Here is a 16,581-nt window from a genome sequence, read left to right on the forward strand (position 1 = left end):
CGGTCGTCACGCTAGTGGGCTGGAACCCATGGAAACCGGCATTGAATCGACGAATCGAAGGTCGGCGCGCCGGTTCAGGTCACGCTCGGACGTCGAACGCGACCCCGATCGTGCCGCGACCGGCATGTGTGCCGATCACGGGCCCGATCTCGCCGACGACGATCTCACCGTCGTAGTGGGGTCGGAGCAGTTCGACGAACTGGTCGACGTCACTGCAGTCGGCGTGCAGCACGGCGAGGTCGCTGATGCGTCCCTCGTACTCGGCGACCTTGTCGACCAGGAACTTGAGGGCCTTCGAGCGGGTGCGCTGCTTACCGCTCTGTTCGACCGCACCGTCGACGACCTCGATGATCGGCTTGATCGCGAGCGCCGTGGCGAGCAGCGCCTTGGCGTTGCCGATCCGGCCGCCCTTCTTGAGGTTCTCGAGCGTGTCGAGCGCCCCGAACACCTTGGTGCGCGAGGCCCGGTCGACCGCGAGTGCCTCGACCTCGTCGATGGACGCGCCGTCGGCGGCGAGTCGGGCGCAGGCGAGCACGATGGTGCCGACGCCGAGCGTGACCGAGCGGCTGTCGACCACCCGGATGGGGACCTCGTCGATGGAGCGGGCGGCGAGCTCGGCGCTCTGCATCGTGGCCGACAGCGCACCGGAGAGCGAGACCACGACGATCCCGGTGGCACCCTCGGCGATGAGCTCACGGTACGTCTGCTCGAACTGGCCCGGTGCCGGCGCGGCCGTCTCGGGCAGGGTGTCCTGCTGACTGCAGCGCGCCCAGAACTCGGCGGTCGTGAGTTGTTCGCGGTCGATGAACTCCTCGTCGCCGAAGCGGATCGACAGCGGCACGACGCGCACGCCGTGTTCGGCGACGACGGCCTCGGGCAGGTCGCAGGATGAGTCGGTGACGATACGGATGCTCACGGGGACGCGAGCCTACTGCTCGTCGTCGGCATCGTGTGCCGGGCGTGGGTCGGCGGCCACGGTCGGGTGCCGTTCCTGTGCTTCGACGATGCCGTTGGCGCGGCGCTCGATCCGGCGTCGTCGGAAGTAGCTGAACCACCAGGTGGCCAGCACCAGCAGGGCGCCGACGGTGACGAGCCGACCGAGGCCGGTGAGCGTGCTGACGCGGGCCGTCAGCTCGACCGGTTCGGTGAGCGCCGTGCCGTTCGGCGTGCGGAGTTCGACCACCACGGGGAACACACCGTTGGAGCGAGCCTCGACCGGGATGTCGACGTTGGTGATCTGGTTGGCTTCGAGCAACTGTTCGAAGTCGCCGCTCGGGAAGTCGAGCTTGTCGGACTCGACGTGCACCTGGACGCGCAGCGGTGTGTCACCACGGTTCTCGACGCGCAGCGGGATCGGCGCCGCGTCGCCGGCGATCGTGAACGAGAACGGTTCGGGCTGGACGACCTGGGCGCGCACCAGGTCGATGTCGGTGTCGACCGCATCGACGATCTCGGCCGACTCCCTCCCGGTGAGTCCGGTCGACAGCGCGGTCCGCAGGTCCTGGTCCCACGCTCCGGGCCTCGGGTCGTCGGCGGGCAGCATCGACGCGGTGTCGGCCGCGTGGAGCCGCACGATCTGGGCGGCCTGTGCCCGAGCGCCGAGGCTGATGCCGGGACGGGGGTCGAGGTCGACGACGACGGGTGTGCCGCCGTTGAACAGCGTGTTGGTGAGGTCGGGGATCTGCCCGACGGTCTGGAACGTGATGGCCGGGTGCTGGGCCGCGAGCAGGGAGAGTTCGCCGAGCACAGCGGGGTCGGGGATGCCGATGTCGGGCGTGGTGAGGATCAGCGAACGTCGGTCGGGGTCGAGCTGGTAGCGCAGTGCGCTCGCGTCGGCCATCAGATGGACCGCCCGTTCGATCGGGCTGCCCTCGGCATCGGGGTCGAGCAGTTCGACGATCGGATCGACCACCATCATCCGCATCGCCGAGTCGTCGGTGAGCGCGGCGTCGAACATCAACGTCGGATCGGTGAACGCGCCGAGGTTGTTGCCGAGGGTGAGGTACCGATCGAACGGCACGACGAGCAGCGGGATGCCGAGACTTCTGATCGCCGTGGCCCCCTCGGCGGTGATCGGCCCGTCGGCGATCCAGGCCCCTCGGACGGTCGGCGTCACGCTGAACCGCTGGTCGAGCTGCGCCTCGCCGTTGGCGATGCCCCGAGCGAGTTCGTCCTCGAGCCCCGCCTCGACGGCGGCCGAGGGATCGAGTGGCTGGTCGGGCAGCACGAGCAGTCGGTCGTCGGCGTCGAGCGCCGCCGTCAGTTCGCCACCGAGCTGGACGGTGCGGTCGAGCACCGTGGACAGGTAGGTCGGGGGCAGCGCGACGGTGACGGGTTCATCGACGGCGTTCACGAGTTCGATGAGTCGCTCGATCTCGACCGCGGCGGCGACCGACTCGCTCTCATTCGGCAGCGGCCCGCTGTCGCGCAGCGCAGCGAGGATCGTGAACGCGAGCGGTCCGCGCCCCGGACCGTCGGTGCGGATCACGTCGACCAACGTGGTCGCTTCGGCGATGAGCAGTCCGCCGCGTCGGATCTGGACCGACACGGGGTGGACGCCCTCCTGCAGCAGGTCGAGTTGGTTGACCTCGGCCACCCCGGCCGCGATCGGCACGTCGACCATCAGCCGTCGTTCGCCGGTCTCCTCGTCGAACACCGCGACGTCGTCGAGATCGAACTCGAGGATGTCGAGCACCGGGCCCGGGTCGCCGGCGACCGCCGCGGCGACCCCGGCTCGTGTCGCGATCGCGCGGTGCGATCGGACCTGCACCGTCATGCGCGGTCCCGGCGGCAACGTCGTGGTGGTCGTCGTGCTCGGTGCCGTCGTCGTCACCGCCGGCGTCGACGGCTCGGTGGGTGTCGGCACCGTGGACGCCACCTGGCCCGGCAACGTGGTGGTGGTCGTCGTCGTGGTCGTGGTGGTGGTCGTCGTGGTCGTGGTGGTGGTCGTGGTGGTCGTCGTCGGTGCGATCTCGGGGACGTCGCCGGTCACCATGAACTCGAACCTGGCCACCCCACCCGGCGAGACGGCGAACGTCTGCGCCGTCAGCTCCAGCCCGGAAGCGGTGCTCTGGGACGACGCCGGCTGACCCCACCAGAGGGGCACGGCCCCCGCGAGCACCAGGGCGCCCGCCGCGATCGACCGGCGCTTCATTCTGGTGAGCGTCGCTCGGCGATGGTCAGGAGGTCGGGCAACCGGGTGAACCCGAGCCCTTCGTACAACGCGAGGGCGGCGTGGTTGTCGACACCGGTGTTGACGAGGGCACGGAGCCGCCGGTCGGCGTGCATCCACGTCAAGGCGTCGATGACCAGGTCGCGAGCGATGCCCAGACGCCGATGCTCCGGGTCGACGGCGATCCGCTGGAGGTAACCGCTGTCGGCCGCTGCGCCGGCGAGCGCGAACCCGGCGAGGCGACGACCCACCCGCACCATCCGAGCCCGGTGCGCAGGCGTGGCGGTGCGGATGTCGCGCAGGCTGGCAGCGTCGTTGCCCCACAGCGGCCCGAACGCCCGCTGGTCGACCGCGGCGGCCACGTGATGGCTCCACGGCGTCATCGACCGGGTTCGGTGACGCGGTTCGCCCAGGCGGCGCATCGTGGTCTGGTCGAGCTGGACCTGGAGCAGCGCGAGCTGATCGATCGGCGCGAAGCCGGCCGACGCGACCATCGCCGCCGACGCCGGGAAGAGCGCCGAGGTCCGGATCGCGCGGGCGCCCTTGGCCCAGGCGTGCTCGACGGCCGACTCGACGACCTCCCTGGTCGGCACCGTCTGGTGGTCGACGAAGATCAGGTGCGCGACGGTGGGGTCGTTGGGCCACTGGCGCATCCGCCAGATCCGCGCGGAAGCTCTCGACGTCCGCACGACCGACCCGTTCACAGCTCCGACGGTAGTCCGGCGACGACGCGCGAGTACGTCGTTCACGCACGGTCGCAGCGTCGGTCGAACCGAACCGCCCCGATCGCCCGGCGGTCTCCTAGCCTGGGCGCGCCATGATTCCCGATCGTTTCACCCCGGTGCTCGCCGAGCTCGCACCGCTCGCCGAACGCTTCGAGTCGGCCGGTCATCGGTTGTACCTGGTCGGCGGCACGGTGCGCGACCTGCTGATGGACGCCCAGGGCGACGAGCACGACCTCGATCTGACCACCGACGCACGTCCCGACGAGATCAAGGCCTGCCTCGCCGGTTGGGCGACGGCGTTGTGGACCCAGGGCGAACGCTTCGGAACGATCGGCGCCAAGTTCGGCGAACGCGTCTACGAGATCACCACGTTCCGCGCCGAGTCGTACACCGACGACTCCCGCAAACCGCACGTCACCTACGCCGACGACATCGAGACCGACCTCGGGCGTCGCGACTTCACCATCAACGCGATGGCCCTCGAGCTCACCGGCGGCGGCACGCCGACGCTCGTCGATCCGCACGGCGGTGCCGTCGACCTGCTCCAGAAGGTGCTCAGGACCCCGCTCGGGCCCGACATCAGCTTCAGCGACGATCCGCTCCGGATGCTTCGAGCGGCCCGGTTCATCGCCCGGTTCGAGCTGGAGCCGACCGAGCAGCTGCTCGCCGCGGTCGCAGCGATGGCGACGCGGCTCGAGATCGTGTCGGCCGAACGCATCCGCGACGAGTTCGACAAGTTGATCACGGTCGACCATCCGGCCGGTGGCCTGTGGTTCCTCTACGACACCGGTCTCGCCGACCAGTTCCTCCCCGAGCTCTCGCTGATGCGGCTCGAGCACGACCCGATCCATCGTCACAAGGACGTGCTGTCGCACACGATCGCCGTCGTCGAGAACGTCCGTCCGCCCCGTGAACAGCCCGAGGGTCGCCCCGAGTTCGACTTCCGGATCGTGCGGCTCGCGGCCCTGTTCCACGACATCGGCAAGCCGAGGACCCGTGGCTATCTCGAGGGCAAGGGCACCACGTTCCACCACCACGACGCGGTCGGGGCGCGCATGACCAAGAAGCGCATGACCGCCCTGCGTTACTCGAACGACGACGTCGCGTCGGTCACGGCGTTGGTTGCGCTCCACCTGCGGTTCCACACGTACCGGCTGGGCTGGTCCGATGCGGCGGTGCGTCGGTACGTGCGCGACGCCGACGACCTCCTGCACGAGCTGAACGTGTTGACGCGCTGCGACTGCACGACGCGCAACGAGAAGAAGGCCAAGCAGCTGTCGAAACGGATGGACGACCTCGAGGCGCGCATCGAGACGTTGGCCGAAGCCGAGGAGATCGCCAAGATCCGCCCGGAACTCGACGGCAAGGCGGTGATGGATCACCTGGGTCTGGCACCCGGCCGCGAGATCGGCGAGGCGCTCGACTTCCTGCTCGAGATCCGGCTCGAGGAGGGCTTGATCGGCGAGGAGGCGAGCAAACAGCGGCTCGACGCCTGGTGGTCGGAGCGCTCGTCGTGACGGTCGCGACCGGTGGCGGCGGTGCTCGATCCGACGGGAATCGCTCGCACCACGGCCCGTGTGGCTCTAACCTCTCCCCGTGAGCAGTAGTTCGAACTTCGCCGCGGTCGTCATCGGCCTCGTCGCGATCGTCACCCTGGTGCTCAGCGTGTGGAACTCACGGCGGCAGCGGCGAAAGCTCCAGTGGCAGCTCGCCGCGGTGCGTTCGGCGGGCGCCGAGGTGAAGCGGCTGCTCGACGAGTTGCCCGAGGCGGTCCTCCTCGTCGACCGCGAGTTCGTGGTGCAGTCGACGAACGCGGCAGCGATGACCCTGTTCGACATGGACACGTCCGACCTGGTCGGCGCCCACCTGCTCGATCACACCGACGGCGAAGACGAACTCGCACTCGACGCGGCGATGCGGCGGGCGCTCGACGGTGAGGTCGACCCGATCCAGATCGAAGTCGTCGCCGGTGCCGATCGTCGCGTGATCGTCGAGGCGTCGTTCCACCTGCCGAAGCACCACGACGAGGCATCCCTCGACGGTCAGCGTCTCCTCGTACGACTCCGCGATGTGTCCGAACGCGAGCAGCAGACCCGGGCGCTCGACCAGGCCCGCCGCCGGTTCCAGCAGGCGTTCCAGTCGGCGCCGACCGGGATGGCGCTGGTGCGGCTCGACGACGGCCGGATCGTCGACGCCAACCAGTCGCTCGGCGAGATGTTGCGCCGCAACGTGAAGGAACTCGTCGGCTGCACCCTCCGGGAGTTCACCCACCCCGACGATGTCCGGGCCGCCCAGCCGCACCGGGCCCGACTCGAACTCGGCATCGTCGATTCGTTCCGGATCGACCAGCGCTACCGCCGCCGCGACGGCGAGTTCGTCTGGGCGCGGACCCGGGTCTCGACCACCGAGGACGACGGCGTGATGCTCGCGATCACGCACATCGAAGACGTCACCGAGCAGCGGCGGGCGGCCGAGCAGCTCCGGTACGCGGCCCGTCACGACGAACTGACCGCGCTGCCCAACCGGTCGTACCTGATGCACATCCTCCACGACCGGCTCGCGACCGCCGGCATCGACGGAGTCGCCGTGCTCTTCGTCGACCTCGACCAGTTCAAGGTCGTCAACGACAGCCTCGGGCACGAAGTCGGCGACCTGCTGATCCAGGAGGTCGCCGGACGACTGCGCTCGGCGTTGCGTGACGACGACGTGCTCGCCCGCTTCGGCGGTGACGAGTTCATCGTCGTGCTGAGCGGCGAACCGGTCGACGTCGCCGAACGGCTCCGAAAGGCGGTGCACCCTCCGATCACGATCGGTGAGCACGAGCTGTACGTCACCGCGTCGATCGGCTACGCGACCAATCACGAGGTCGGGATGAGCCCCAACGACATGCTGCGCGACGCCGACGCAGCGATGTACCGGGCCAAGGCGCGCGGCCGCGACTGCGTCGAGGCGTTCGAGGCCGGCGGTCACGAGACCGGCGTGCAGGCGCTGCGCACCACCGGTGAACTGCGGCGCGGCATCGAGCGCGGCGAGGTGGTGCCGTACTTCCAGCCGATCGTCGATCTCGAGTCGGGTCGTGCGCTCGGCTTCGAGGTCCTCGCACGGTGGCTCCATCCCGACCGCGGGCTCCTGCCGCCCGTCGAGTTCCTCCCGCTGGCCGAGGAGACCGGTCTGCTCGTCGATCTCGGCGCGCGCATCCTCCGTGACTCGATGGCCCAGCTCGCCCAATGGCGCACCGCCGGCCATGCGTTCGCCAACTGCAGCCTGTCGGTCAACGTCGGCACCCGCCAGCTGGTCGATCCCAACTTCTACGACGTGGTCGTCGACGCGCTCGCCGAGACCGGTCTCGACGCCGGTTCGCTGTGGCTCGAGATCACCGAGACGGCCCTGCTCGCCGACGTCAAGGCCGCAACGGTCGCCCTGCGCGAGCTGCGCAGCCTCGGTCTGCACCTGTCCGTCGACGACTTCGGAACGGGTTACTCGTCGCTCACGTACCTCAAGCGGTTCCCGGTCGAGGCGATCAAGATCGACCGATCGTTCGTCGCCGGACTCGGGATCGAGAGCGAGGACTCGACCATCGTCGAGGCCGTCGTCCGGCTGGGTCAGTCGCTCGGCCTCAACGTCGTCGCCGAAGGCATCGAGTCACCGCTGCAGCTGGCCCGGCTGCGCGACCTCGGCTGCGATCGTGGTCAGGGCTACCTGTTCGGCCGCCCCCGCCCCGCCGAGCTCATCGAACGCGAACGCGCCAACGTCTGAGGCGGGCCGAGTCCGTCGGCCGCGGCGTTGCATCTCACCGCGCTCGACCGCGGTCAGCAGGCCGATCGGTGTCGGCGTGCGCCCGGTCGGGTCGAGTCAGTCGCCTTCTTTTTGGGCTCGGATGACGAGGGTGGTCGGCACGGGCGAGATGTTGCTGACGCCCAGTTCGAGGATGCGGTCGACCCGGAAGTTGGCCCGGTTGAGTTGGATGTGCCAGTCGCCGATCGTGCGGCCGACCGTGCCGTACGGCAGCACCTTCGACCCCAGCTCGTCGGTCGAGTGCACGCCGGCGAACGGGTGCGGGACCGAGATCACGAACGGGCGGCTCGACTTGAGCACCCGGTGCACCTGACGCAGGAGCCGACCGAAGTCGTCGACGCTGTCGTCGATCGTGTGGTCGGCCACGACCAGTTCGATCGACCCGCTGGTCGCGAAACCGAGGTCGGCGAGGTCGGTGACGTGGCAGGCGACGGTGACCTCCGCCTCGGTGGCCGCGGCGCGGATCGACTCGATCTTGCCCTCGTCGGGATCGACGGCGATGGCCTTGGCGCCGGCGAGCGCGAACGCGATGGCGTTCTGCGATCGACCGATGCCCAGTTCGAGGGCTCGCTTGCCGCCGGCGATGTCGCCGCAGAGGCGCAGCTCGGCGTCATCGGGGATGTCGCGTCCGAATGAGATTGCCTTGGTCGTCACGGGACCAGTCTGGCGGATCGGTACCCTGAAGCGATGGGTTTCTCGGTCGGCGCACTGCGAGGGGGTCAGCAACGACGCGGCATCGTCGATCATCGGCTCGCTCGCCGCATGCTGATCAACCAGGTGCGGCTCGGCCGGATCAGCCGGACCGAAGTCTGCGACGCCCACCCCGAGTTGATCAGGGCCGCCAAGAACGTCGGCACCGAAACCACCGCCGACTGCCCGGTCTGCGAGGACGACAAGCTCCGCATCATCACGTACGTGTTCGGTTACCGGCTGCCCGCCTCAGGCCGCTGCGTCAGCACCAAGAAGGAGCTGCGACAGCTCGCGGCCCAGGCGCAGGGCGAGTTGACGGCGTACGTGGTCGAGGCCTGCCCGGGCTGTCGCTGGCACCACCTGCTGCGCGTGTTACCGCTCTCCGGCTGAGCCGACGGGGCCGCTACGTTCGGACCATGGCGATCACCCCCGACACGAAGAACTGGACCTGGGTGCTCGACCAGGTGTGCCCCGAGTGTGGGTTCGACGCTGCCGCTGTCGACCTGGCCTCCGTCGGTGCGCTGGTGCGCGACAACGTCGCGGCGTGGCCGACGCTGCTCGCCGATGCACGTGTGCGTGAGCGGCCGGCCGACGACCAGTGGTCGGCGCTCGAGTACGGCTGCCACGTCCGTGACGTGTTCATCCTGTTCGACGAACGTCTCCACCGGATGCTGAACGAGGACGGTCCGCAGTTCGCGAACTGGGACCAGGACGTCACCGCCGTCGAGCAGCGCTACGACCTCCAGGACCCGGCCGTCGTGAGCGACGAACTGGTGGCGGCCGGCACCGCCTGTGCGGCCCGATGGGACGAGGTCACCGATGGCGACTGGGGACGAACCGGCGACCGCAGCGACGGATCGTCGTTCACGATCGACAGCTTCGCCCGCTACTTCCTGCACGACCCCGTCCACCATCTGGCCGACGTCCTGGCCGGCTACGGACGACTCGGCCCGCCTGCTCGCTGAGCAACCCGTCGGGTCTCAGAGACTCGGGTCGTTCGTCTGCCCGTGTGCGGTCCAGTACCCGTTGATCGCGTCCTGGATGCGGAGGTACCAGATCAGGTTGCCGATCAGCGGGAGCAGGAACCACAAACCCCACAGCGTCGTGATCGGCGGTTCCCGTCCGTCGTCGCGGTAGCGCTGCTCGACCTCGCCGGCGAGCAGGAACATGGTGACCGGCGACGCCAGGATCGTCACGATGAGGTGGACGACGCCGCCGAGTCCCTTGCCCGAGTACCGCTGGAGTTCGTCGCCGTTCTGGTACGACCACACGATCGCCCAGATCCCGCAGGTGACGATCGTGAGCAGGACGACGAGGCCGGCCGACCGTCGTTGGCCCGGTTGACCGGTGGGTGGTGCGACCCCGAAACCGCCGGCGGGCGCGACGGGGTACGACGAAGCGCCGCCGGCGCCCGCCCGCGGGGGCGGTGGTGGCGGTGGCGGCGGGGGCGGCGGCATGTCGGGCATCGCCGCACGTTAGACCGCGTCCCGGGTCACCGCCGCCGACGGCTCGGTCGGCTGCGTCACCCCGGGGGCCGTCCCCCTACGCTGGTCGGGTGGCAAATCCCTGGTTCGAGTCCGTGGCGGTCGCGCAGGAGCGGGCGAAGAAGCGCTTGCCCAAGTCGGTGTACGGCGCGCTGATCGCCGGGACCGAGCGCGGCACGTCGATGAGCGACAACCTGGGGGCGTTCGACGAGCTCGGTGTCCGCCCGATCACCGCCGGCCAGTCGCCGACCCGCGAGATGGCGACCGAGGTGATGGGGCAACCGATGTCGATGCCGGTGATGATCTCGCCGACCGGCGTGCAGGCCGTGCATCCCGACGGCGAGGTCGCGGTCGCCCGCGCCGCAGCGGCGCGCGGCGTCGTGATGGGGCTCAGTTCGTTCGCGAGCAAGCCGCTCGACGAGGTGATCGCAGCCAACCCGCAGACGTTCTTCCAGATCTACTGGGCCGGTGACCGCGACTCGATGGTCACGCGGATCGAGCGGGCCAGGGCGGCCGGCGCAGCGGGGTTGATCCTCACGCTCGACTGGTCGTTCGTACACAGCCGCGATTGGGGCAGCCCCTCGATTCCCCAGTCGATCGATCTCAAGACGGCGGTGCAGTTCGCTCCCGAGGTCGTGGTACGGCCCCGTTGGTTGCTCGACTGGGTCCGCTCCGGCGCGCTCCCCGACCTCGGCGTGCCGAACATGGTCACCGGGAACGAGCAGCCTCCCGGCTTCTTCGAGGCGTACGGCATGTGGATGGGGACACCACCTCCGACCTGGGACGACGTCGCCTGGCTGCGCGAGCAGTGGGGTGGGCCGTTCATGGTCAAGGGCATCGGCCGGGCCGACGAGGCGCGGCGCGCCGTCGAGGCGGGCGCCACGGCGATCTCGGTGTCGAACCACGGCGGCAACAACCTCGATGGCACGCCGGCACCGATCCGGGTGCTCCCCGAAGTCGTCGCCGCGGTCGGCGGCCAGGTCGAGATCGTGATGGACGGCGGCATCCGTCGTGGCAGCGACGTCGTCAAGGCGCTCGCGCTCGGCGCGAAGGCCGTGATGATCGGGCGCGCCTACCTGTGGGGCCTCGCCGCCAACGGTCAGGCCGGTGTCGAGAACGTCCTCGACGTGCTCCGGATGGGGATCGACTCGAATCTGCTCGGCATGGGCAAGTCGTCGATCGGCGAACTGGGGCCCGACGACCTCGTGATCCCCGACGATTTCAGCCCGCCGCCGACGAGCTGACCCCGGCCGGGCTCACCCGCCGACGGGCTCGTGCGGATACTGCGTTCGACACGAGATGCACCAGTGCTCGACCTCGTCGAGGACGCGGCTCACGGTCGTGTCGCCGCCGGGGGCGAGCGTGACGTACTTGCGGTGGACCGGCGTCAGGTCATGGTCGTCGGCACCGCACGATTCGCAGGTCATGGACCCGAACCTACGTCGTCGGTGCCGGCCCGTAGCCTGCGGAGCGTGCGATGGACGGTGGTACTGGCGGTCGTGTTGACGGCGTGTGCCTCTGCGTCCGATCCGTCGGGCTCCGGTCCGACGGGGTCAGCTCCGGCAGGGTCAGCTCCGGCAGGGTCAGCTCCGACGGAGTCAGCTCCGACGAGGTCAGCTCCGACGGGGTCAGCTCCGGTGCCCGGCACGGCCGGGTCGGACCCCGCCGACACGGCACCGGATTCGACCCTGAAGCCGGGCCCGGACCGGTCGCCGGTCAGCAGCGATCAGATCGGTGTGCGGCCCGAGGGCTTCGCCACGGTCGCGGCGCGCGCCACGTTGTCCGACGGCACGGTCTGCGAGCTGTGTGTGTGGCTGGCCGACACGGCGTCCCAGCGATCGCAGGGCCTCATGTTCGTCACCGACCTCGGTCCGGCCGATGCGATGGCGTTCCGTTATCCCGAGCCGCACACCGGCACGTTCTGGATGAAGAACACCGTGCTGCCGTTGTCGATCGCCTTCTTCGACTCCGACGGCGGCTTCCTGACGTCGTTCGACATGGAACCGTGCACGTCGGATCCCTGCCCGAACTACCGAACCCCCGACGACTTCTCGATCGCCGTCGAGGTACCGCGGGGAACGCTGGCCGACCTCGGCCTCGTCGAGGGCAGCACCTTCGAACTCCTCGACCTCCCCTGCACCCCCTGATCCCGCGACCCAGGGGTCGGGCGTGGGGTCTGTGTCGCGGTTGTGGGCGTGGCAGGCGCAGGTTCGCGACACGGCGGGTGAGGAAGATGGGCGGTGTCGCGGTTGTGCGCGTGGCAGGCGCAGGTTCGCGACACGGCGGGTGAGGAAGATGGGCGGTGTCGCGGTCCTGGGCGTGGCAGGCGCAGGTTCGCGACACGGCGGGTGGGTTGCTGGTGTCGGACGGGGTCGAGGGTCCGGGGCGTGGGGTCTGTGTCGCGGTTGTGCGCGTGGCGGGCGCAGGTTCGCGACACGGCGGGTGGAGAGGATGGGCGGTGTCGCGGTTGTGCGCGTGGCGGGCGCAGGTTCGCGACATGGCGGGTGGGCAGGGTCCCGGTCGAGGGTTGAGCGTCCGGGGCACCGGGGTCTGTGTCGCGGTTCTGGGCGTGGCGAGCGCAGGTTCGCGACACGGTGGGTGAGGAGGATGGGCGGTGTCGAGGGTCCTGGGCGTGGGGTCTGTGTCGCGGTCCTGGGCGTGGCGGGCGCAGGTTCGCGACACGGTGGGTGAGGAGGATGGGCGGTGTCGAGGGTCCTGGGCGTGGGGTCTGTGTCACGGTTCTGGGGGTGGCGGGCGCAGGTTCGCGACACGGCGGTTGGGCAGGGTCCCGGTCGAGGGTTGAGCGTCCGGGCATGGGGTCTGTGTCGCGGTTCTGGGCGTGGCCGGCCCAGGTTCGACACGGTGCGTGGGGTGCCGCGCGGTGTCGCGGTTGTGCGCGTGGCAGGCGCAGGTTCGCGACACGGCGGGTGAGGAGGATGGGCGGTGTCGCGGTTCTGGGCGTGGCAGGCGCAGGTTCGCGACACGCCTGGTCTGCGGCCGGTCGGGTCGGTCGGGTCCGGGGTGGGTCAGGAGGTGGAGGTGGCGGACAGCCAGGACTCGAACAGGCGGGCGTAGGTGCCGCCGGCTTCGAGGAGTTGGTCGTGGTGGCCGTCTTCGACCAGGCGGCCCGCTTCGAGGACGAGCACCCGGTCGGCGCGGGCCGCGGTGGAGAGACGGTGCGCGATCGCGATCGTCGTCCGTCCGGCGGCGAGCTTCTCGAGGGCGTGCGACGTACGCACCTCCGTCAACGCGTCGACCGACGACGTGGCCTCGTCGAGCAGCAGCACGTCCGGGTCGGCGATCCCGGCCCGGAGCAGGGCGACCAGCTGACGCTCACCGGCGGAGAGCGACTCGCCACGTTCGCCGACGCGGGTGTCGAGTCCGTCGGGTAGCCCGTCGATCCAGTCGCGCACGTCGAGGTCGTCGACGATGCGCTCGACGTCGACACGCTCGGCATCAGGGCGCGCGAACCGGACGTTGGCGAGCAGCGTGTCGTCGAACAGGAACGGCTCCTGCGCGACCACCACGAGTCGATGCCGGAGCTCGGCGTCGTCGACCAGGGTCAGCGGGACCCCACCGAGTCGGATCTCGCCGATGACCGGGTCGGCCATCCGAGCGATCAGCCGACCGAGCGTGGTCTTGCCCGAGCCGGTCGCGCCGATCATGGCGACCTGCTGGCCCGACGGGATGTGGACCGAGATGCGTTCGAGCACGACGTCGTCGTCGAGGTTGCGATCGGCACGACTGCGGTACGAGAACGTCACGTCGTCGATGTCGACGTCGAGACCGCCAGGGGGCAACGCGCGGGGAGTGGTCGGCGGCGGTGGGCCGGCCGGGATGTCGAGCACGGTCAGGACCCGCCGCAACCCGGCGACGGCGTTCTGCATCTGGTTGAGGACCTCGGTGAACTCCCAGATCGGTTCGAGGAACCGATACGCGAGGAACACGAATCCGATCAGCGCGCCGGCGGTGAGTCCGCCCGCCGGTCCGACCCACACCCCGATCGCGACGACGGTCGCGATCGTCACGGCGCTGAACAGGTCGCCGGTCGAACCCATCAGCGCGCTGATCACATTGGCGCGCACCTGCGCTCGTCGGCGGGCACGGACGGCCGCCTTGGTCCGCTTCCGGAAGAGGGAGCCGGCGTCGTAGGCCCGGATCGTCTCGGCGCCGGTCACGAGTTCGCTGAGCGCCGCCAGCATGTCGCTGTTGCGTTCGCGCACACGGTCGTACGCATCGCGGAGGTGTCGCTGCACGATCTGCAACACGGCGAAGAGCGGCACCGCGAGGCCGATCACGATCAGCGCGAGCAACCAGTTGTAGGCGAGCATGACGCCCGCGACGATCACCATCAGCGTGCTGTTGATCAGGAGCGAGAGCCCGCCCCACCGGAAGAACTCGGCGAGCGTCTCGATGTCGCTGGTGACGCGAGCCACGAGCGAGCCACGGCGCTCCTCGTTGTGGTCGGCCAGGCTGATGCGGTGGATGTGCGAGACGAGTCGTCCGCGGAGATCGTTGAGCGCATGCTCGCTGCGCGTGCCGAGTCGGACGATCGCCGTTCGCTGACACCACGCCGCCGCGAACTGCGCGACGACACCGATCAGGGCACACCAGACGACGAATCGGATGTCGACACCCTGCTCCTGGTCGATGATCCCGCGGTCGACGGCCTGCTGCACGACGATCGGCACCACGACGCGACCGCCGGCGCCGAGCGCGGCGATCAACCAGGTGAGACCGAGCCCCTGGCGGAGGACGGGTGCCTCCTCGAGACCACGCCCGATCGCGTTCGCCGCGGTGAACCGGCCCATCGGCTCGCTCATGTCGCACCTCCCGCCGGTGCCGCGCGGTCGGCCTCGAACGCTTCGACGAGTGCCCGGTAGTCGGGCACGGTCTCCATCAGTTCGTCGTGTGTCCCGTGGGCGGCGATGCGCCCGGCCGCGATGTAGACCACGTCGTCCGCCAGCGAGACGGTCGACGGCCGCGAGGCGACCATGACGACGGTGGCGTCCGCCAGGGAGCCGCGGAGGTTGTTGAGCACCGTGAGTTCGGTCGACGGGTCGAGGGCCGAGGTCGTGTCGTCGAGGAACAGCAGGTCGGGGCGTCGGGCGAGGGCTCGCGCCAGCGCGACCCGTTGCCGCTGGCCGCCGCTGAGGGTCACGCCGCGCTCGCCGACGAGGGTGTCGAGGCCCGCGGGAAGGTCGCGCACGAACTGGTCGGCCGACGACAGCCGGAGCGCCTCCCACACGGCGTCGTCGTCGAGGTCGGCGTCGATCACGATGTTGTCTCGCACGGTCCCGCCGAACAGGAATGCCTCCTGGAACACGACGGCACGCGTCCCCTCGCGCAGCGAGACCGTGCCTTCGGTGGGGGCGAGGAGTCCCGACAGGAGGTCGATCAGTGTCGACTTGCCGGAGCCGGTGGGGCCGACGAATGCCGTCACCGTGCCGCGCGCGACCTGGAGGGTGGCGTGTTCGATCACCGGCTGCGCCTCGCCGGGGAACCGGAAGCTGACCCGATCGAGCTTGAGCGCGGCCGGAGCCGTCGACGTGCCGATCGAACCTTCGGGGTCGAACTCGAGCGGGTCGTCGGCCGTCTCCCGGATCCGGCGATACCCGGCGTACGAGTGGGGGAGTTCCGACAGGGCGTAGCCGATCAGCCGCAGCGGGAACACGAGCAGGGTGAACATGTAGATGAACCCCGACAACTCGCCGACGGTGACCTCGCCGGCGTCGACCCGGTAGGCGCCGAGGACCACGAGCCCGATGTTCGAGAGCGACGGGAGCACTTCGAGCACGGCTTCGAAGTTGCCGCGGATCCTGACGGCGAGGACGCGTGCGTCGCGGATCTTCTCGGACATGACCGAGAGCCGTGCGGTCTCGCGCTCCTGTGCGCCGTACGCCTTGACCAGCTGCACCGCTTCGAAGCTCTCGTGCACGTCGCCGGAGAATTCGCCGATCGCGTCCTGGGCGTCGTCGAAGTGGACCGTGACCCGGTTCTGGTAGATCACGTTGAGGACCATCAGCACCGGGAACACCGCGACGGCCGCCAGACCCATGATCCAGTCGGTGTAGAGCAACCATGCCCCGGCCACGACGACCATGACGATCGTGCCGGTCGCGAACGGGATCGGCGCCATCACGCTGACGCTGGTGTCGACGTCGACGCCGGCACGGGCGAGCAGCTGACCGTCGGATTGCCGCTGGTGCCAGCTGGCCGGCTGGTCGACCAGTTGGTCGACGACCTGGTCGCTGAGCGAACCGGCCATCCGCCACTGTGCGATCCCGGCGAACGAGCGCCGCACGACGACGCCGAGGATGCGAACCATCCCGACGCCGAAGATCAAGGCGCAACCGAGCAGCACGGTGCCGGTCGAGACGTCGACGCCGTCGTCGAGGTCGAAACGCGGCACGATCACGTGGTCGATGTTCCACTGCACCGCGATGCTCGATGCGACCGTGGCGACCGCGAAGAGCAGCGCACCGCCGACCGCGATCGCGAAGGGCTTCGGGTGCAGTCGAACCAGCCCGCGGACGAAGATCGCGTACTCGCGCAGATGCACTCGTTCCTCGGATGGTTTCGGCACGGAACGTTTCTACCAGCGGACCACGATGCGGCCGCGGTGACTTCCGTCGTCGGGTCGGACGGTGACGGCCAGGCGAGCACGGCCAGGCGAGCGGGGGAGCGCGGCGAGGGCGTGCTGTCGGTACTGTCA

General features: G+C 69.8%; 15 protein-coding genes. 7 read left to right on the forward strand and 8 right to left on the reverse strand.

Annotation, left to right across the window (positions count from 1 at the left end; all coding sequences use genetic code 11):
• Positions 1–79: 79 nt before the first annotated feature.
• A complete protein-coding gene (locus R8G01_15405) occupies positions 80–916 on the reverse strand; it encodes a DegV family protein (protein MDW3215387.1) in 837 nt (278 codons plus the stop codon).
• A gap of 12 nt (positions 917–928) precedes the next feature.
• Positions 929–2,776 carry a DUF6049 family protein gene (locus R8G01_15410; GenBank protein MDW3215388.1) on the reverse strand — a complete coding sequence of 616 codons (1,848 nt, stop codon included), beginning with the start codon at positions 2,774–2,776 and terminating at the stop codon, positions 929–931.
• Here R8G01_15410 and R8G01_15415 point away from each other — a divergent pair.
• On the forward strand, positions 2,775–3,089 hold the full coding sequence (locus R8G01_15415; GenBank protein ID MDW3215389.1) for a hypothetical protein: 315 nt from the start codon (positions 2,775–2,777) through the stop codon (positions 3,087–3,089). The two genes, R8G01_15410 and R8G01_15415, sit on opposite strands and share 2 nt — an antisense overlap.
• A gap of 61 nt (positions 3,090–3,150) precedes the next feature.
• Here R8G01_15415 and R8G01_15420 read toward each other — a convergent pair whose 3' ends face one another.
• On the reverse strand, positions 3,151–3,825 hold the full coding sequence (locus R8G01_15420; GenBank protein ID MDW3215390.1) for a GNAT family N-acetyltransferase: 675 nt from the start codon (positions 3,823–3,825) through the stop codon (positions 3,151–3,153).
• Positions 3,826–3,989: 164 nt separating this feature from the next.
• On the opposite strand from R8G01_15420, the gene R8G01_15425 reads away from it, so the two are divergent.
• The gene (locus tag R8G01_15425; GenBank protein MDW3215391.1) at positions 3,990–5,414 is read left to right on the forward strand and encodes a CCA tRNA nucleotidyltransferase; all 1,425 of its coding nucleotides are present in this window, start codon (positions 3,990–3,992) and stop codon (positions 5,412–5,414) included.
• A gap of 79 nt (positions 5,415–5,493) precedes the next feature.
• The gene (locus R8G01_15430; GenBank protein ID MDW3215392.1) at positions 5,494–7,653 is read left to right on the forward strand and encodes an EAL domain-containing protein; all 2,160 of its coding nucleotides are present in this window, start codon (positions 5,494–5,496) and stop codon (positions 7,651–7,653) included.
• A gap of 96 nt (positions 7,654–7,749) precedes the next feature.
• Here R8G01_15430 and R8G01_15435 read toward each other — a convergent pair whose 3' ends face one another.
• Positions 7,750–8,346: a methyltransferase domain-containing protein gene (locus R8G01_15435; protein ID MDW3215393.1), complete on the reverse strand. Its 597-nt coding sequence runs from the start codon at positions 8,344–8,346 to the stop codon at positions 7,750–7,752.
• A gap of 33 nt (positions 8,347–8,379) precedes the next feature.
• On the opposite strand from R8G01_15435, the gene R8G01_15440 reads away from it, so the two are divergent.
• Together R8G01_15440 and R8G01_15445 are read left to right on the forward strand one after the other, a co-directional pair.
• Positions 8,380–8,772, forward strand: a complete 393-nt coding sequence (locus R8G01_15440) for a DUF5318 family protein (GenBank protein MDW3215394.1) — start codon at positions 8,380–8,382, stop codon at positions 8,770–8,772.
• Positions 8,773–8,798: 26 nt separating this feature from the next.
• Positions 8,799–9,347: a DinB family protein gene (locus tag R8G01_15445; GenBank protein MDW3215395.1), complete on the forward strand. Its 549-nt coding sequence runs from the start codon at positions 8,799–8,801 to the stop codon at positions 9,345–9,347.
• A gap of 15 nt (positions 9,348–9,362) precedes the next feature.
• Here R8G01_15445 and R8G01_15450 read toward each other — a convergent pair whose 3' ends face one another.
• Positions 9,363–9,848: a DUF4234 domain-containing protein gene (locus R8G01_15450; protein ID MDW3215396.1), complete on the reverse strand. Its 486-nt coding sequence runs from the start codon at positions 9,846–9,848 to the stop codon at positions 9,363–9,365.
• An 89-nt stretch (positions 9,849–9,937) separates the two neighbouring features.
• On the opposite strand from R8G01_15450, the gene mftD reads away from it, so the two are divergent.
• A complete protein-coding gene (gene mftD / locus R8G01_15455) occupies positions 9,938–11,110 on the forward strand; it encodes a pre-mycofactocin synthase MftD (GenBank protein ID MDW3215397.1) in 1,173 nt (390 codons plus the stop codon).
• A gap of 12 nt (positions 11,111–11,122) precedes the next feature.
• Here the strand turns inward: mftD and R8G01_15460 are convergent, their stop codons facing one another.
• Positions 11,123–11,293 (reverse strand): hypothetical protein, encoded by a 171-nt coding sequence (locus R8G01_15460; protein MDW3215398.1) that lies wholly within the window; start codon positions 11,291–11,293, stop codon positions 11,123–11,125.
• A 210-nt stretch (positions 11,294–11,503) separates the two neighbouring features.
• Between R8G01_15460 and R8G01_15465 the strand changes: the two genes are divergently transcribed.
• The gene (locus R8G01_15465) at positions 11,504–12,013 is read left to right on the forward strand and encodes a DUF192 domain-containing protein (GenBank protein MDW3215399.1); all 510 of its coding nucleotides are present in this window, start codon (positions 11,504–11,506) and stop codon (positions 12,011–12,013) included.
• Positions 12,014–12,892: 879 nt separating this feature from the next.
• Here R8G01_15465 and R8G01_15470 read toward each other — a convergent pair.
• Both R8G01_15470 and R8G01_15475 read right to left on the reverse strand, forming a co-directional pair.
• Positions 12,893–14,689: an ABC transporter ATP-binding protein gene (locus R8G01_15470; GenBank protein MDW3215400.1), complete on the reverse strand. Its 1,797-nt coding sequence runs from the start codon at positions 14,687–14,689 to the stop codon at positions 12,893–12,895.
• Positions 14,686–16,452 carry an ABC transporter ATP-binding protein gene (locus R8G01_15475; GenBank protein MDW3215401.1) on the reverse strand — a complete coding sequence of 589 codons (1,767 nt, stop codon included), beginning with the start codon at positions 16,450–16,452 and terminating at the stop codon, positions 14,686–14,688. Before R8G01_15475 ends, R8G01_15470 begins: the two co-directional genes overlap by 4 nt.
• Between the last annotated feature and the right edge of the window lie 129 nt (positions 16,453–16,581).

It is taken from the genome of Ilumatobacteraceae bacterium, assembly GCA_033344875.1.
Taxonomy (GTDB): domain Bacteria; phylum Actinomycetota; class Acidimicrobiia; order Acidimicrobiales; family Ilumatobacteraceae; genus Ilumatobacter.